Annotated in this window: 15 protein-coding genes; 13 read left to right on the forward strand and 2 right to left on the reverse strand. The window is 38.0% G+C overall.

Going from position 1 to position 18,123, the window contains the following annotated elements; all coding sequences use genetic code 11:
• Positions 1–114 precede the first annotated feature (114 nt).
• From H5183_RS16945 to H5183_RS16995, 11 genes are all read left to right on the forward strand, one after another.
• Positions 115–2,112, forward strand: coding sequence for a response regulator (locus H5183_RS16945; RefSeq protein WP_182732260.1), 1,998 nt, complete (start codon positions 115–117; stop codon positions 2,110–2,112).
• Between the two features lie 166 nt (positions 2,113–2,278).
• Positions 2,279–2,575, forward strand: coding sequence for an IS66 family insertion sequence element accessory protein TnpA (gene tnpA, locus H5183_RS16950; protein ID WP_182732261.1), 297 nt, complete (start codon positions 2,279–2,281; stop codon positions 2,573–2,575).
• Complete coding sequence (gene tnpB, locus H5183_RS16955) at positions 2,575–2,922, forward strand: IS66 family insertion sequence element accessory protein TnpB (RefSeq protein WP_182732262.1); 348 nt, start codon at positions 2,575–2,577, stop codon at positions 2,920–2,922. Before tnpA ends, tnpB begins: the two co-directional genes overlap by 1 nt.
• Before the next feature lie 95 nt (positions 2,923–3,017).
• Entirely contained in the window at positions 3,018–3,884 is an 867-nt protein-coding gene (tnpC, locus tag H5183_RS16960) for an IS66 family transposase (protein ID WP_259397375.1), read from the forward strand.
• Between the two features lie 90 nt (positions 3,885–3,974).
• Complete coding sequence (locus H5183_RS16965) at positions 3,975–4,616, forward strand: inovirus-type Gp2 protein (protein ID WP_182732263.1); 642 nt, start codon at positions 3,975–3,977, stop codon at positions 4,614–4,616.
• Positions 4,617–4,817: 201 nt separating this feature from the next.
• On the forward strand, positions 4,818–4,994 hold the full coding sequence (gene mads1 / locus H5183_RS16970; protein ID WP_182732271.1) for a methylation-associated defense system helix-turn-helix domain-containing protein MAD1: 177 nt from the start codon (positions 4,818–4,820) through the stop codon (positions 4,992–4,994).
• Complete coding sequence (locus H5183_RS16975; RefSeq protein ID WP_182732264.1) at positions 4,991–5,923, forward strand: restriction endonuclease; 933 nt, start codon at positions 4,991–4,993, stop codon at positions 5,921–5,923. Before mads1 ends, H5183_RS16975 begins: the two co-directional genes overlap by 4 nt.
• 37 nt (positions 5,924–5,960) lie before the next feature.
• Positions 5,961–8,309, forward strand: coding sequence for a class I SAM-dependent DNA methyltransferase (locus tag H5183_RS16980; RefSeq protein WP_182732265.1), 2,349 nt, complete (start codon positions 5,961–5,963; stop codon positions 8,307–8,309).
• Positions 8,309–9,601, forward strand: coding sequence for a restriction endonuclease subunit S (locus H5183_RS16985; RefSeq protein WP_182732266.1), 1,293 nt, complete (start codon positions 8,309–8,311; stop codon positions 9,599–9,601). Before H5183_RS16980 ends, H5183_RS16985 begins: the two co-directional genes overlap by 1 nt.
• A gap of 10 nt (positions 9,602–9,611) precedes the next feature.
• Positions 9,612–10,205 (forward strand): hypothetical protein, encoded by a 594-nt coding sequence (locus H5183_RS16990; RefSeq protein ID WP_220496344.1) that lies wholly within the window; start codon positions 9,612–9,614, stop codon positions 10,203–10,205.
• Between the two features lie 9 nt (positions 10,206–10,214).
• Positions 10,215–13,889 (forward strand): type I restriction endonuclease subunit R, encoded by a 3,675-nt coding sequence (locus H5183_RS16995; protein ID WP_182732268.1) that lies wholly within the window; start codon positions 10,215–10,217, stop codon positions 13,887–13,889.
• Positions 13,890–14,022: 133 nt separating this feature from the next.
• Here H5183_RS16995 and H5183_RS17000 read toward each other — a convergent pair whose 3' ends face one another.
• Both H5183_RS17000 and H5183_RS17005 read right to left on the reverse strand, forming a co-directional pair.
• Complete coding sequence (locus H5183_RS17000; protein ID WP_182732269.1) at positions 14,023–15,258, reverse strand: site-specific integrase; 1,236 nt, start codon at positions 15,256–15,258, stop codon at positions 14,023–14,025.
• Between the two features lie 197 nt (positions 15,259–15,455).
• Entirely contained in the window at positions 15,456–16,316 is an 861-nt protein-coding gene (locus tag H5183_RS17005; protein WP_145237110.1) for a YicC/YloC family endoribonuclease, read from the reverse strand.
• 178 nt (positions 16,317–16,494) lie between these two features.
• Between H5183_RS17005 and rph the strand changes: the two genes are divergently transcribed.
• On the forward strand, positions 16,495–17,208 hold the full coding sequence (rph, locus tag H5183_RS17010) for a ribonuclease PH (protein ID WP_145237114.1): 714 nt from the start codon (positions 16,495–16,497) through the stop codon (positions 17,206–17,208).
• A gap of 20 nt (positions 17,209–17,228) precedes the next feature.
• Positions 17,229–17,873 carry an orotate phosphoribosyltransferase gene (gene pyrE / locus H5183_RS17015; protein WP_145237117.1) on the forward strand — a complete coding sequence of 215 codons (645 nt, stop codon included), beginning with the start codon at positions 17,229–17,231 and terminating at the stop codon, positions 17,871–17,873.
• Positions 17,874–18,123 lie beyond the last annotated feature (250 nt).

Here is an 18,123-nt window from a genome sequence, read left to right on the forward strand (position 1 = left end):
AGCAAAAAAAATAACTCAATGATTTATATTGAATTTTGTTCTATATTAAATAGTCATGTCATCGGCTTAAGTTTTTTTTGCAAAACGCGATGCATTTTAAGTGGGGAAACCGGTATGCAAAATAGTGATTTAATTACTGTTAGTGAATTACAAAGGCAGTTAGAGTCATTATCTCAATGTAATGATGAAATTGATATTTTAGCGACTATCTCCGCTTTTTTGCAGCCGTTGCTTCATTATCAAGATTGTATAATCCTACAAAAAATTGATAAGCATTATCAAACTATAGGCACTAGCAATATTGATTTTTATGATCAGAAATGGCCGCATTGCAGATTGTTTTTACAGGTATTAAAAAATAGCTATGCATTTTGTAACAATCCGTCAGAAGATCTCGAATTTAATTTTTTAGAGGGCAATGCCAAAACTGCACTTAAAGCGTCTTTATTGATAAGTGTTAGCACCTCCAATCAGCAAGGCGTATTTATTTTTACTAATGTAGACATAAATGGGGTCAGTGACGTTGTAGGTTCAGATCTTATAAAGCTGTTTTTTCAACAGGCGTTCTATGCTTTTTTGAACTTAATGAAGTTACACGCTCAAACTCACCAATCTATTTTACTGCTTGATAAATTTTCTCAACTCTCTAGTTTATTTAAAGAGCTTGCTAGTGAGTGGTTTTGGCGCACAGATCTTAATATGACGTTTATTAGCGTTAATAATATTGAAAGCGAAAATAACACTTACGCCCAACTTTTTATTAATAAAAAAATTGATAATTTACTCACTATTAATGAGCGAAAAAACACACTGAAATGGCAGCAATTCTCAGCTTTACTTGCAGAGTATGACGATTTTAGTGGTTTTGAATTTGAAGTTTATGCAGCTAAGCCCCTTTGGGTATCTCTTAATGGCAAATCACAGTTTGACGATCAGGGAAATTTTATTGGTTATTTAGGGATTGCCAAAGATATTACTTTTTCAAAAGAGCGAGAGGCCGCACTTGAAAGTGAAAAATTAAAAGCTGAAGAGGCCAGTCAAACCAAGTCAAAGTTTTTAACGATCATGTCACACGAGATCCGTACTCCAATGAATGCGATTATGGGGATGATAGAGTTATTACTGGATACTGAGCTCACTAAAGAACAACGACAGTGGCTGGACTATGCTAATTCAAGTGCTGATATTCTATATGGCTTAATCACTGATGTGCTTGATTTTTCAAAAATCGAATCAGGAACAATTTTATTGGTTAATAAACCTCTTAATGTAAAATTATTAATAGAGAATATAGTAGGGCAGTTACACATAATAGAAGACAGTGACGATATAATCTTCTCAGTATCAATAAGTGACGACATACCTACCTTTATAATGGGAGATGAGTTTAGATTAGGGCAAATACTCTTTAATATTATTGGAAATGCATTCAAATTTACGCGCTCTGGACGTATTTTATTATGCGTAAGTATTGTTGATGGAAAGCTTAACTTTACTGTCCAAGACTCTGGTGTTGGTATCGCAAAAAAAGATTTGGTTTTTATATTTCAGCCTTTCAGGCAAGTTAACGATGGCATTAACAGAAAGAATGAAGGAGTTGGTCTTGGGTTAAGTATTTCAAAAAACCTAATTGAGTTAATGGGGGGCTCAATTACTGTTGATACGCAACTTGGGCTTGGCAGTACTTTTACTATTTTAATTCCATTTGCAGAAGCACCTATTAGTGAAATGAAGCCTGAACTATCTGCAGAGCATCCTGTTTTATCGATCCTCGTTGCTGAAGACAACAAAACCAATCAGGTATTAATTAAAGCGTTCTTACAAAAATTAAATCATAAAGTGACAATAGCTAATGATGGCGCCGAAGCGATTGAATTTATGAAGCTCAAAAAGTTTGATTTAATTTTAATGGATATTATGATGCCAACGATGGATGGGTTAACTGCTACACAATACATACGTAATGAATTATTAAGCGATATTCCTATTTACGCACTCACCGCCAATGCTGCAACCGACGATAAAGCATCGTGCTTTAAAGTCGGTATAAATAAAGTACTGACCAAACCAATTAAGTTTGAGACTCTAAAAGCATCTTTAAACTCGCTGTAATGCGCATAAATAACAACAGATTAAAAAAGGCCGTAATGAGTTAAAATTACGGCTTTTTTTAATTTTATTATTCTATATTCTGGATCGTAAGCGTCTAGCAAAGTGCACCTGCCAGTCACTGGTCAAAACGAGTAAGCTATTTCCGAATTTCAATGAGGAGATAGCCATGAGGAAAACACGTAGCCTTGAGCAGTGGCGCAACATTGTCGAAGAACAACAAGCCAGCGATTTAACTATTACTGAGTTTTGCCAGCAACATGCCTTATCAAAAACAAGCTTTTATGCGGCACGAAGTAAGCTTACTGCTGCATCTGGTAGTTTTGTTCGCGCAAAAGTCACTAAACACGTTGATCCCACTGAACAGCAACAGCCAATCATCCTTACGATTAGCAAAGTAAAAGTCTGCTTACCATCCACAACGCCTGCATCTTATCTGGGCCAATTACTACGCGAGTTTGCCTGATGAAAATGTTTGTTGAACCTAAATGTATTTACTTACACCGCGATGCTGTGGATTTTCGAAAATCCATTGATGGTCTGGTCGCACTGGTTGAAGGCGAGCTTGAACGTGATGCTTACACTGGTGCATTATTTTTGTTCTGCAATAAAGCGAAGGATAAACTCAAGTTGGTTTACTGGGATAAAACGGGGTTTGCTTTGTGGTATAAGCGCTTAGAAAAACAAAAGTTCAAATGGCCAACCAAAGCCTGCTTGCAAGAGTTTGAGCTCAGTCCTCAACAACTGGATTGGTTATTGTCGGGATATGATGTGCTTGGTCATGAAGAATTACAGTATCAGTCTATGATCTAATTGATCATATTCACAGTAAACGATCATTGCCACACATCAGATTTTATCTGCTATGCAAACGAGAAAGGTGCATGAAATTTTGTTAAGTTGCAGGTATGAAACTTGATGCCCACTCATTACCTGACGATCCTGTACAACTCAAGCGCATGTTGCTTGAGTTGCAACAGCTTATGGATGAAAAGTTGGCTGAAAAAGACGCGCAAATTCACGAATTGCTACAAGTTTATAACGCTAAGCTTGCCAAAGAGTACGCGAAAAAATCTGAAAAGATGCCGGGTGCAGGCGACGTATTCAATGAAGCCGAAGACATTCTTGATGAACATGATAAAGCGCTATTGGCCACATCGGCCTCAGTAAAGAAAGAAAAAGCCAAACCGAAACGCCGGCCACTGCCAGCACAGTTACCCCGAGTTGAGGTCGTTGTTGACCTTGATGAGGGTGATAAAAAGTGTGATTGCTGTCAAAGCCCACTACATAAAATGGGTGAAAGCAGCAGTGAAGCGCTCGAGTTTGTGCCAGCGCATATCAAAGTCATCAAAACCATTCGCCCGAAATATACGTGCCGCCATTGTGAGCGAGAAGGGATTGAAAGTGTGGTAAAAACCGCCCTTATGCCCGCAACAGCGATCCCAAAAAGCATCGCAACGCCCAGCTTGCTGAGCCAAATAATCATGTGTAAATACCAGTTTGGCTTACCGCTTTATCGTCAAGAAACAGTGTTTGCCGATATCGGTATTGAGTTGAGTAGGCAAACCATGTCGAGTTGGATGCTACGCTGTGCTGAATTGTTGTCACCGCTCTATCAACGCTTAAAAGAGGTGTTGTTATCTCAAGCCGTTATTCATGGCGATGAAACCCCGCTCAACGTTATTAACGCAGATAAAGCAACGAGCTATATGTGGCTGTATTGTTGCGGCGATGATAAACCGGGTAAAGGCACTAATATTGTCCAGTTTCATTAGACCATTACAGTTTGGGGCAAGACGTATTGCATGGAAGCGTAGTGATATCCAAAACTGGATTGAGAGCAAAATCCAAGCGAGGAAATCATAATGAGTAGCAAACAAAGTGCAGTGGCAAAGCGTCTAGACCGGAGATATTACAAAAGCTACTCAGTTGATATCGATTCGGGAGAGTTGTCTATCCCCCTGTTACAAAAGTTAACCGCGGGCTTTGAAAACTCCATCCGACGATTACCAAATTGTTATGTATTTAGGTTTAAGTTAAGGGTGCCTAAAGCCTATCAACAAGATGCTAATAAAAAATTAAACAAATGGTTTTATTATTTATCTAAAAAAATCTCAGTATCTGAGGCGATAAACATGATTTGGGCAAAAGATATGTCTGATGACGGCTCAGTATTTTATCATATAGCGCTCTTTTTTAGGGCACCAGAATGCGCGACTGAACAGGGGGCACTTAACGCAAAAGCGTTTTTTACAAAGAAAATAAAATCAACATGGCCACATATTTTATTTATCAGCGACTCTTATGCTGATTCGTTGTGTTCATTCACAACCGCAAACATAATTCCACTAAACCCCAGCAAGAAGTCTTACAACCAAGATGCTCGTTACTGCTTCTTTATCTTAAGCAAGCTAGCAAGAAAGTCTCGCTACCCTACTAACAATCTTGACGATGTATTTGGCATTAAATACAGCAGAAACCCAAACAAGAGGTGGAATAGAAGTTAGTGATTGGACCTGATACTAAGCCAAGCATGAGAACGATAACTAAGGATACCTTAAAGTAAAAACCACCAAATAGCCCAGGTCATTGATGGCCTGGCTTTTATGCCGTTTATTATTTTACCAAATAGACCTAATTGGGTAATTACATTGACCATTCCTCAATTTTCTCATATGCTAACTTTGTTCACAGTTAGAGATGAAGCAATGAGTGACGAAATACTGACGATTCAAGAGCTTGCAGAGTACCTAAAGCTTAATGAAAAAACTGCTTACCGTTTAGCTGGAGAAGGCAAATTGCCTGGTTTTAAAGTTGGTGGTTCATGGCGTTTTAAGCGAGTAGATATAGAAGCATGGATAGAAAAACAAAAGGATAAGGAATGATACCTAGCTATAAACAATTTATGCAACCTTTTTTAGAAATAGTAAAAGAAGCTAATGGATCAGAAGTAAAGCTTAGAGATGTTATCAATCAGCTCGCTGATAAATTTAATCTAACAGATGAAGAACGCGCAGAAACTTTTTCTAGTGGTAAGCAGACGGTATTAGATAACCGTGTTGGTTGGGCACGAACCTATATTACTAAAGCTGGATTATTAGAAGCCACTAAACGCGCACACTTTGTTATTACCCAAAGAGGTTTAGATGCGTTAGCAGACCCCAACACTGTTATTGATAATAAATACCTCAGCCAATTCGATGAATTTGTCGCTTTTAAAGGACAAAAATACGATAACATTTCTGCAAACATTGATGAGCAAGGCCTAACAGATGACAGCGCTGATGAAGACGCTACCCCTGATGAAGCTTTACGCATTGCATATAAGAAAATCAATGATGCATTATCCGCTGATATCCTCGATCGTACACGTAAAGTTACTCCTGCCTTTTTTGAAGATTTACTCATTAAATTACTTCTTGCCATGGGCTATGGCGGTACAGGTGAAGGTGCAGCGCATGCGTTAGGGCAAAGCGGAGATAATGGTATTGATGGTGTTATAGATCAAGACCCTCTAGGTGTAGACCAAATTTATATACAAGCGAAACGTTATGCTCATGGGAATAATGTAGGCTCTGGTGATATTCGAGATTTCTTTGGGGCTTTAAATCTCAAAAAAGCACAGAAAGGTATTTTTATCACCACCTCTGGTTTCACACCATCCGCAGTACAAACCGCCAAAGACTTAGGCATGCGCATTGTACTTATCAACGGTAAAGAATTAGCCAAACTCATGCTGCGCTATAACATTGGCAGCAGAGATGAACAGGTATTACACCTGAAAAAAATCGATGAAGAATTTTTTGAAAACTAGGCCCTTACCTACAACAGAATCAATGGATAAATAAAAAATGATAGAACTTGGACAATTTAAAGAACACAGTAATAAGGTATGGGAAATAGCAAACTTACTACGTGGGCCATACAGACCACCTCAGTACCGTAGGGTAATGATCCCTTTAACTGTATTAAAACGCTTAGATTCTGTATTAATTGAAACGAAACAACAAGTATTAGAGCAATACGAAAAGCTAGTTAAAGCAAATCAAGATGAAGAAACCATTGAGCAGATCATTCTTCAAAAGTTTGATTTAAAGTTTTTTAACACATCAAATTTCACCTTTAAAACTTTATTAGATGACCCTGATAAATTAGCAGCAAACTTAAACAAATTCATTGCCGGCTTCTCTGAACGAGCACGCGATATTATCGAAAAATTTAGCTTTGCCGAAGAAATTGAAAAACTTGAAGACGCAAACCGTTTGTTTGAAGTTGTTAAAGCTATGGCTGATGTAGACCTTCATCCAAATAGAGTACCCAATGATAAAATGGGCAATGTTTTTGAAGATCTTGTACGCCGGTTTAATGAGCAAGCTAATGAAGAGGCTGGAGATCACTATACACCTAGAGAAGTAGTTAAGCTGATGGTTAATCTACTATTTACAGGTGAAGAACAAATTCATAAAGCAGGTAAAGTAATTAAAATTTATGACCCTGCTTGCGGAACAGGTGGTATTTTATCTGAGGCAGAACGTACCATTATTGACGATCTCAATAGCGATGCAAATATAGAACTATTTGGCCAAGAGTATAATGCAGAATCTTACGCCATATGTGGTTCAGACTTAATGATTAAGGGTGAAGACGTAAATAACGTTGTTTACGGCAATACCTTAGGTACAGGTAAGTTTAAAGAGGGTTTCGCTGATGGTGACGGCCATCCAAATGAAAAGTTTCACTACATGGCAGCCAACCCACCATTTGGTGTTGAGTGGAAACCAGAAAAAGATAATGTAACCAAAGAGCATGACCAATTTGGTTTCAATGGCCGATTTGGCCCAGGTTTGCCACGTATTAATGACGGTGCATTATTATTCTTAATGCACATGATGTCTAAAATGGAACGACCACCACAAACATACAAATTACCAGCACCAGGAGGGGTTGAGGGTGGTAGAGGTTCAAGAATAGCGGTGGTTTTTAATGGTTCTCCAATGTTTACTGGCGATGCTGGTGGTGGCGAAAGTAATATCCGTAGGTACATTTTAGAAAACGACATGCTAGAAGCCATAGTTGGTCTACCTGATCAAATGTTCTATAACACGGGTATCTACACGTATATCTGGATTGTTACCAATCGAAAAGAAGCAAGACGCAAAGGCACGGTTCAATTAATTAATGCTACTGACTTTGCCTGGAAGATGAAAAAAAGCTTAGGTGATAAACGTAAAAAGATTGGTGAAGGCCCTGTCAACGGTGACGCCAAAGAGCCAGATCATATAACTGAAATTACCCGTCTTTATGCTAATTACGAAAATGATATTACCAGTACATTAAATAAAATTGGAACTAATCTCGATAGCCCTAAAGATAAAAAGCGTGACAAAGACAGGGATATCTTTGTTTCTAAGATATTTAACAATCAAGATTTTGGTTACTTCAAGGTCACTGTCGAAAGGCCTCTACGCTTAAACTTTATTGTTAATGATGAACGTATTGAACGCGTTAAAGAATCTGACTTCTTCATAAACTTGGCAACCTCAGCAAAACGTAAAAACAAAGAAGCCATTGCTGATGAAATTGCCGCAGGTAAAATAGATCAAGAAGAACTGCTACGTATATTTTTAGAAGCAAAGAAACTCTACGCTGACAATGAATTAGTTAAAGACAGAAAAGTTATTGAAGCACAATTTAAGAAGCTCTTCGCAACATCTGAGCTTAAGTTTGATGCTGCAATGAAAAAAGCACTACTCTCGCACGGTGCATTCGGTGAAAAAGACCCTACAGCAAAACCATGTTTGAACACTAGTAATAAGCCTGAGCCAGATGCAGAACTGAGAGATTACGAAAATATTCCTTTACCTGGTGGCATATTAATTAATGGCAAGCGTGATGAAGAAAATGCACTTATCGACCTGCCTTTACCGCTTGATTACGAAACAAAGAAAACTAAAGGAAAAGTAGACACCACAGAACTATTAGCTTTAGCAAAAGTTCATTGTGAGCGTTTTTTAGCTAAAGAAGTACTGCCATACCGCGACGATGCTTGGATTGACTATTCCAAAATCAAAGTGGGATATGAAATTTCGTTTAATCGCCATTTTTATGATTACCAAGAACCACGCCCTTTAGCAAAAATAGAAGGTGAAATAAAAACGCTAGAAACAGACATTATGAAAATGCTAGCGGAGGTCATTTAATGAAGCTAATTAGCTACGATAATTTAGCCCCCAGTGAAGTAATAGATGGACTAGACCTCCCTGTGCATTGGCGCAAGATAAGGTTTCGTCACCTATTTAGCTTCGACAGAGGCTTAGGTATTACTAAAGCCGATTTAAAAGACGAAGGCATTCCCTGTGTTAATTATGGTGAAATTCATTCTAGATTAGGGTTTGAAGTTATCCCCGAAAAAGACACACTGAAATATGTAGATGAAGATTACCTTGAAACGGGCAAAAAATCCTTGCTCCAAAATGGAGATTTTGTTTTCGCTGATACCTCTGAAGATTTAGAAGGCTCGGGAAATTTTACTTATTTAAATAGTGATGAAACGACTTTTGCGGGTTACCACACAGTAGTAGCAAGACTCCAATCTGACGATATCCCTAGGTTCTTAGCATATTTGTTTCATTCTGAGCCTTTTCGAACACAAATTCGTCAAAGGGTTACAGGGGTAAAGGTCTTTAGTGTCACACAAGCTATTTTAAAATCTTGCTTTATTTGGCTACCTCCAAAAGAAGAACAGCAATTAATAACTAATTTCCTAGATATTAAAACAAAAAAAATTGATCTCCTTATCGAGAAAAAACAAAAAATAATTAAATTACTAAAAGCACAAAGATCAACACTTATAAAGAAAACAACAACTACAGGCTTGGATTCTAACGTAACTAAAGTTGACTCAGAAATACCTTGGTTAGGTGAAATACCTAATCATTGGAAAGTAAAGCGTTTAAAGTTCCTAGCTAACATCAAAAATGGCTGCGATTATAAACATGTAGAAGTACCGGAATATGAAGATGGTTATCCCGTTTATGGTTCTGGTGGTGCTTTTAGAAAAGCAAACTCTTATTTATCTGAAGGGCCTTCACTATTATTTGGCCGAAAAGGCACTATTGATAAGCCTATTTTAGTCCAAGGCAAGTTTTGGACAGTTGATACAATGTTTTATTCAATTATCAACGATGATGTTGTTCCTGAATACTTGTACTATTTAGCTTTATATTTTGAATACGCATTTATTTCAACTCAGACGGCTTTACCAAGCATTACTCAAAGTGATTTAGGAGGTTATTTTGTTTGTCTCCCACCATACAATGAGCAGAAAGAAATTTCTCAATACTTAAATACTGAAGTGAGTAAAATAGACTCTCTAATTAGCGTTAATGAAGGTGCAATAGAACAATTAGTTGAGTATCGAACAATAAATATTCACTCAGCTGTAACAGGAAAAATAGATCTTCGCGATATAGAAATTCCTGAGGAACATTAGCGATATGGCAGTGGATGCAAATAAATACTTCAGAGGTTTGAAAGCTTATTTAAATACTAATGCTTATGAAATAACTAAGCGGGACAATGGTCGAATCGTACTTGAAGAGAAAATATTTCTAGCGGGTGGCGCTGAGCGAAAGCAGAAAGTGCGTATAGCTTTTAGCGGTGAAGTTATCGCGTTAAAGTTAGATTTAAAAAATAAACAAGGGAATACAGATCCGCTTTTTCATTTTTTAGAAGATGATGCAAGGCCTTGGTCAAAGCGGTGTGATTTTGTTATTTTTCAACTTTACCGCAATAAGCTCTCTGTGTATTGCATAGAGTTTAAATCAGCCTCTTTGCCTGCAAGTTTAGTCGACCAACTTTCATCTACAGAGTCTTGGTGTAAAGCAGTTCAAGCGATTATTAACTTATATACCAATGAGAAAAAACGACTTCATTTAAAGAAGTTTGTATTTTCCACCATGGTTGACCCTAGCCGCTTTGTTGATGAAGAAGGTTATATAATTAGAGATCACAGTATTCGTCATTACCATTATGATGACATTAACGGTATGAAATTAGAAGAATTAGACAATCAATGCCCTGTGCTTGTTGGGTAAGGAAGTATAATGAAAAAACATACGGAAGCAAGATTTGAAGATGCTATTGAAGCTTGTTTATTAGAACAACATAAATATCAACAAGGCAACAGCAAAGACTTTGATACCGACAGAGCACTAGAGCCAAAACGTGTAACTCAGTTTATTGAAAGCACTCAACCAAAAACGTGGAAAGCACTTAAAGCCATTCATGGTGAAGGTACAGAAGACTTAGTAGTTGAAACACTTCATAAAGAGCTCAATACCCGAGGAACATTAAAAGTACTTCGTCATGGTTTTAAGTGTTATGGCAAAAAAGTAAAAATGGTTTTTTTTGCGCCAAACAACCATAAAAATGATGATACCTGGCGGCTCTATAATAAAAATATATTAAGTGTTACCCGCCAGCTATATTACTCTGGTCAACATAGAAACTCACTTGATGTCGTTCTATTTATTAATGGTATTCCTGTGGTCACAATGGAGCTTAAAAATGAGCTGTCAGGTCAGGATGTTGAACATGCCAAACGTCAATATCAAAATGACCGTGATCACAAAGAGTTAATCTTTGAATTTAAAAAGCGTACTTTAGTGCATTTTGCTGTAGATACTCAGCTTGTTTTTATGGCAACGCGACTCAACGGCTCAAAAACCTTCTTCTTACCATTTAATAAAGGCTGTAATCATGGTGCTGGTAATCCAGAAAACCATGAAGGTGATTACAAAACAGCTTATTTATGGCAAAAAACATTTAGCCGTGACAGTATGCTCGACATACTGGGTAAGTTTATGCACTTACAAGTTGAAGAGAAACGGGTACTTACTGATAAAGGCATTAAAAAAGTAACAAAAGAAACGATGATTTTTCCTCGTTTTCATCAACTTGATGCCGTTCGCAGTTTAGTTAACCATGCTTATCAATCAGGTCCTGGTCATAATTATCTTGTAGAGCATTCAGCGGGATCTGGAAAATCAAATTCTATAGCTTGGTTAGCCCACCGTTTAAGTAGCTTACATAATGAGAGCGAAGATCGAGTTTTTGATTCTGTTATTGTTGTTACAGATAGACGCGTTTTAGATCAGCAATTACAAAATACTATTTACCAATTCGAACACAAGCAAGGCGTTGTAGAAAAAATTGATGAAGATACACGTCAATTGGTAAATGCATTAGTTAACAGCACTCCGATTATTATCACTACACTACAAAAATTCCCTTTTGTTACCGAAACCATAGACAAATTGAATGAAGAAAATCAACTTGATGGCGCAATGCAATTTAGTACTGCGGGTAAAAACTTTGCTGTAATTGTAGATGAAGCTCATAGCTCGCAATCTGGCGAAACAGCTATGGAGCTGAAAGGTGTTTTAAATAAAGATGGGATTAAACAAGAAGCTGCTAAATACGTAGTTGAAAATGACATTGAAGATGAAGACATTGATAATTTTGAGGAAGTTTGCCGTGAAATGATGAAGCGTGGTAAACAACCTAATATTAGCTTCTTTGCTTTTACAGCAACGCCAAAATACAAAACTAAGCATGTGTTTAATGAACCTAACCCAGTAACCGGTGAAGTACCTTTTCATAAGTACTCAATGCGCCAAGCTATTGAAGAAAAATTTATTCTCGATGTTTTGAAAAACTATACAACTTATACCGCATATTTTGGTATTGCTAAATCGTCTGAAGACGATCCACATGTAGAGCGCAAGAAGGCAGCAAAAGCGCTTGCTAGAAATCTAAATCGACATCCAACAAACTTATATCAGAAAACCGAAGTTATGGTTGAGCATTTTAGACAACATGTTCGACATAAAATTGGTGGTAGAGCCAAAGCAATGGTTGTTACGGGGTCTCGCCTGCAAGCCGTTGAATACAAAAAAATGTTTGATCAATATATTCAAGAAAAAGGCTATACCGATGTTAAATCGCTAGTGGCGTTTTCTGGTTCAGTTGAAGACCCAAAAATACCAGGAAAGGAATACACTGAAGTTGGTTTAAATGAAGGTATTAAAGAAAGTGAATTGCCTGAACAGTTTGATACTGATGAATATCAATTATTGTTAGTTGCTGAGAAATATCAAACAGGTTTTGATCAACCGTTGTTACACACAATGTATGTTGATAAAAAACTTTCAGGCATACAGGCTGTGCAAACGCTATCACGTTTAAATAGGATGTGCGCAGGTAAAGAAGATACTTTTGTTCTAGATTTTCAGAACAAACGAGATGATATTTTTAGAGCTTTCAAAGACTTTTATGAAGAAGTAAAGGCCGATGAATTGACTGATCCGCAACATTTATATCGTTTGCAAGATCAAATCAATGAACAAGGTATTATCTTCCAAGATGAAGTAGCACAATTTTGCGATGTTTATTTTCAACCTAAAAGGCAGGAAACTAAAACAGACCATGCGAAGTTTAATAGCATCCTTGATAAAGCCATCAGTCGCTTTAAAGAGTTAGAAGAAGAGGAACAATCTGAATTTAAAGGCTTACTTGTTGATTTTAGAAACATGTACGCTTTTATGTCACAGGTTATTCCTTATCAAGACTCTGATCTTGAACAGCTATATACATATACCCGCTTCCTGCTAACCAAACTTCCTAGAAAAGCGAGTGGCACTGATTACCGTGTTGAAGATGATGTTGAACTTCAGTATTACCGACTTCAAAAGATTAGTGAAGGTCAGATAAACCTTAATATGGGTGAAGCGAATCCACTTAAAGGCCCTTCAGATGTAGGAACTGGTCAGCAAGGTGAAGATATGATTCGCTTATCAGAACTTATTGACTTGCTAAACGACCGCTTTGGTACTGATTTTACTCAAGCCGATCAATTATTCTTTGATCAAATTCAGCAAGAAGCTGTAGAAAGTGAAAAACTACAAATGGCTGCTCATGCAAATAATATTGATGACTTCCGATATGTTTTTAATAAAGCATTTAGTGGTCTTGTTATTGATAGAATGGATGGCAATGAAGAAATTTTTAATAAACTTATGGGTGATTCTGATTTCAGAGGGTTAGCATCTGAACACTTGTTGCATAGAGTTTATAACTCATTGAAAACGAATACAGCCAAAGCGCTTAAACCTATTCCACTAAACTTTGGCGATAAAACGTTATATAGAACATTACAAATTGAAACGCTTAAAAATGCAACTCAAGTCGCTTTACTTACTATAACTACAGATATTCCTTATGTTGATGATGTAATAGGTTTGAGTGTATTAGGAAACTTTCAGGAGCTAAAAGAGGTTGGTGTATCAAGCCCTAAGCACCTTGAAGCTTACTTTGAGTTAGTAAATGAGCTGCTTCCATGTCTTAGTGAATCTGGTATTAAAGAGCTCAGTGAAGCCAAAGTGGATGAAAGCAGCTTAATATTGTCATTGACATCCGTTAGTGAAGGAAGTTCTATTTTTGAAATTGCGGTAAATTATTATCAGCCGGTAATAGAGCTTGGTAAAGCAGCTATCGACATAGGTTCTGGAGCAATATCAGTAGCAGAGACAGGGCTTACAGTTGCCGGAGCAGCAGCGTTATTGCAAAAGCCTTATAAAGCTATCAAAGAGAAGTTAAGCCGTAAGATGCTTGATTCTGAAGTTGAAAATGAAGAACGTGATGATAATAAAGAATCAAAATCATCACTTATAATAACTGAGTTTAATTTTCAAGATGTACTTAAGAATCGAAATAAGTAAGTAAAATGATGTGTATAGTGGTCAGTTGACACTGATCACTAATTTCAAATATTATAATTTATCATTTTTATCAATGGGTTAAAATTTGAAAAATATACTACACCGAAATCCCCAGGGTTTAATATTTCATTATTTAACTTTGAGATAATCCACAAACCTTAATAACACAACCAGCTAGTTTTTCTAACGCCTTTTTTCGCTCCTCAAGATAGTCATGCTTGTTATAAATACCCTCAACCCCTTTAAGTTTGTGATTAAGGCTGCGCTCAGCAACATGCCCTGGCGTCCCCTGCTGAGCAAGTAAAGTACGGCAAGTACGGCGTAAGTCATGAACAGTAAAATGAGGCATATCACCCATTAAGTTTGGTGGTTGCTTCTTCTTGCCGGCTTCATGGCCGAATAGTTTTGTAATGGCACGATTCAGTGTGTCTGCGCCCATATGAGGCTTCTTGCTGGTTCTGCGACTAGGAAATACATATTCAGAACCAAAGGCTCGTACTTTTAACTCATCAAGCCAGGTAAGTACTTCAGGTGCTAACGGAACCGTAAAACCAATATTGGTTTTACTTCTTTCAGCCGGCAAGTTCCATACCTCTTTTTCTAAATCAAACTCATCCCACTTAGCTTCGCACAACTCTGATTTACGAACGCCTAAGCAAACCAACAATAAACAGGCTAGGTAGTTCTCTCGACTAAAACTGTCGTTATGTTTTTTGGCTGTAGCAAAAAATTGTTTGAGTTCATCTTCACTCAATGCTCGTTCTCTGCTTTTTTCTACGCCGCCAGCATCCTTAAAAGTAAAGGCGGCAGCAGGGTTATAGGCGAGTAAATCGAGTTTTATGCCGTGATTGAATAATTGTTTACAATAGCCTAGTGCATCATTAGCAATAGCCAATCTACCTGAAGCCTTTATATCTTCTATCGTGGTACGGATATCTCTGGCGGTTACCTGGTCAATTTTAAATTCACCAATATGTGGGGCAATATCTTTGGTATAAATGCGTTTGGGGATTTTTGGGTGTTTAAGTCTCGCTTCGAGTGTTGGATACCAGTCTTCGAATAGATCATCCACTGTTTTAATGCTTTCTTGCTCGGCACGTTTTTTTGCTAACAGCGGATCAAGGCCTTCTCTGAGTTGCTTCATTTTAGAAGCTGCTTCAAATCGCGCATCTTTTAACGAAAGATCAGAGTACTTACCAAGCGTCATTTCTTTACGCTTTTTATTGGAAGTGTAACGAACCATCCAATAAGCTGAGCCAGACTTTGGAACAACAAAATACAACCCATCACCATCGGCGTAGCGACCTACCTCTTCTTTTTTTATTTTAGAGTCTAGTTCTTTAACCGTTAGGTTACCCGTAGTACTCATAGTGCTCCCCAAGCCTTATATCTCTTGAGGTTCAGTTTACCCACCACTAGTGCATTTGTAAACACCCACCTACCCACCAATTAACCCACCACTTAGGTATGGATTTTGGTGGGTAACTGTGAACAACTACGAACGGAGATTTTAATTTACTCCTTTAAAATCAGTGAATAAAAGACACCTATGGAGGTTGGTGAATATCACTCAATATTCTGGATCTGCTCACGCATTTGCTCTATCAATACTTTAAGCTCAACCGCAGCATTGGTGATGTCGCTATTGATTGATTTAGAGGCGAGGGTGTTTGCTTCGCGGTTAAACTCTTGCATCATGAAATCTAAACGACGACCACAAGCGCCACCTTTTTTAAGGATTTTTTTAGTTTCTTTGACATGAGATTTTAAACGGTCTAGTTCTTCAGCTACATCTTGTTTTTGTGCAAGGTAGATGAGCTCTTGCTCAAGGCGAGCTTCGTCAATATTTGCAGTTAAATCTTCTAATTTTTGTGCTAATTTTTCACGCTGCCATTTGGCAATTTCTGGCATGTGAGTTTCAACTATCGCTACTTGCTCTAAAATTGCATCAAGACGAGTGGCTATCATTTCTTCAAGATTAGCGCCTTCATCGCCACGTGCAGATTTAAAATCTTCAATCACTTGATCAAAACCAGCAATGAGTGCGGTGTTAACGCTATCCATATCTAGTTCTTCAGCTTCCATAACACCAGGCCAACGTAAGATGTCGACAGGATTAATATCGCCATTACTTTGTTGTTGCACCCATTTGGCGCTATTGATCAGTTGTGCAGCCAACGCCTCATTAATTGAAAGCTCACCAACATGGGCTGGGTTTGCCACAAACTTTAAAAACACTTCGACCTTGCCGCGTTGTAAATGTTTACGTAGGCGCTCACGGATCACCGGCTCCATGCCACGAAATTGCTCAGGTGCGCGAATAAAGGTTTCAAGGTAGCGTTGGTTAACTGAACGAACTTCCCACGTGCCAGTGCCCCAATCGCCTTTTATTTCGCGACGCGCGTAAGCAGTCATACTGTGGATCATGGATGGTTTCCTAGTTTTATTAAACAATATTAAAAGTGATTATACCGTAACACTGGTTAAGCTCTAGCGGAAATTTTTGTTGCTGCGAATTTTACAATTTGCTTTTGTTTAAATCAGCATGGCATCTACAGCTATATATACATATAATGTGGGAAATTCTGAATTAAGGGGATCGTGAATGCGTCCAAGCGAAAGAACACCTAACCAAATTAGACCGGTTACATTTACACGTAATTACACTTTGCATGCTGAAGGCTCTGTGTTGGTTGAGTTTGGTAACACAAAAGTACTTTGTACAGCCACTGTTGAATCAGGTGTACCGCGTTTTATGAAAGGCCAAGGTAAAGGCTGGATCACAGCTGAGTACGGTATGTTACCGCGCTCTACCCATACCCGAAATGGCCGTGAAGCGGCGCGTGGCAAGCAAAGCGGTCGTACTATGGAAATTCAACGTTTAATTGCACGCGCACTTCGTGCCGCAGTTGATTTAAAAGCGTTAGGCGAAAATACCATTACTATTGATTGTGATGTTATTCAAGCTGATGGCGGAACTCGTACTGCATCAATCAGTGGTGCTTGTGTTGCTCTAGTCGATGCGTTAACACATATGCGTAGCAAGGGTATGATCAATTCAAATCCTCTTAAATTTATGATTGCAGCTATTTCGGTAGGTATTTATAAAGGCCAAGCTATTAGCGATTTAGAATATTTAGAAGATTCTGACGCTGAAACAGATATGAACGTAATTCTGACCGAAACAGGTAAAATTATTGAAGTGCAGGGTACAGCCGAGGGCGAACCTTTCTCGTTTGATGAGCTTGATGAATTACTCACTCTTGCGAAGCATTCAATCCGCGAAATCATTGACGTTCAGAAGCAAGCATTAGCTTAATAAGTAATAGGTTTATAGTAATGAAAGATTATCAAATAGAGTTTATTGAATTCGCCTTAGAAAAACAGGTGTTAAAGTTTGGTGAGTTTACTTTAAAGTCTGGCCGTACTAGCCCTTACTTCTTTAATGCGGGGTTGTTTAATACAGGTCGTGACCTTGCACGTCTTGGTCGTTTTTATGCTGCCGCCCTTGAAGATGCAGGCATTGAATATGATGTTTTATTCGGTCCTGCTTATAAAGGTATTCCAATTGCAACAACTACCGCAGTAGCACTTGCAGATCATCACAATAAAGATGTGCCTTATTGCTTTAACCGTAAAGAGAAGAAAGCACACGGTGAAGGCGGCACATTAGTAGGCTCTGAGCTAAAAGGCAAAATCATGTTAGTAGATGACGTGATCACTGCTGGCACAGCAATTCGTGAGTCTATGGAAATTATTGCAGAAAATGGTGCGGATCTAAGTGGTGTCTTGATAGCTCTTGATCGTCAAGAAAAAGGCAAAGCTGAACTGTCTGCAATTCAAGAAGTAGAACGTGACTTTAATACTAAAGTAGTTTCAATAGTAAAACTTGCAGATTTAATTAGCTACCTTGAAACTAAAGGTACTATGAACGAGCATCTTGCATCAGTAAAAGCTTATCGTGAGCAATATGGTATAGCTTAATCTAAGTATACTTAAAGCTATTCAACAAAAGCCCGATGATTTTCATCGGGCTTTTGCGTTTTATAACCGTATAAAGTTATTTTGAAGTTAAAAAAGTATCTCTTTTGTAGGGTTTGGCTTGAATTTTGAACGAACAGCACTTTATTTCAAGTTTTCTTTAAAAAACGCTTGCGTAAAATTCGCCGCGCCCTATAATGCGACCCCACTGAGACGGCAGACAGCAACGCTTAGCGAGGCAAGAGTTAATCAG

The sequence above is a fragment of the Pseudoalteromonas sp. SR44-8 genome (assembly GCF_014163635.1).
Lineage (GTDB): Bacteria > Pseudomonadota > Gammaproteobacteria > Enterobacterales > Alteromonadaceae > Pseudoalteromonas > Pseudoalteromonas rhizosphaerae.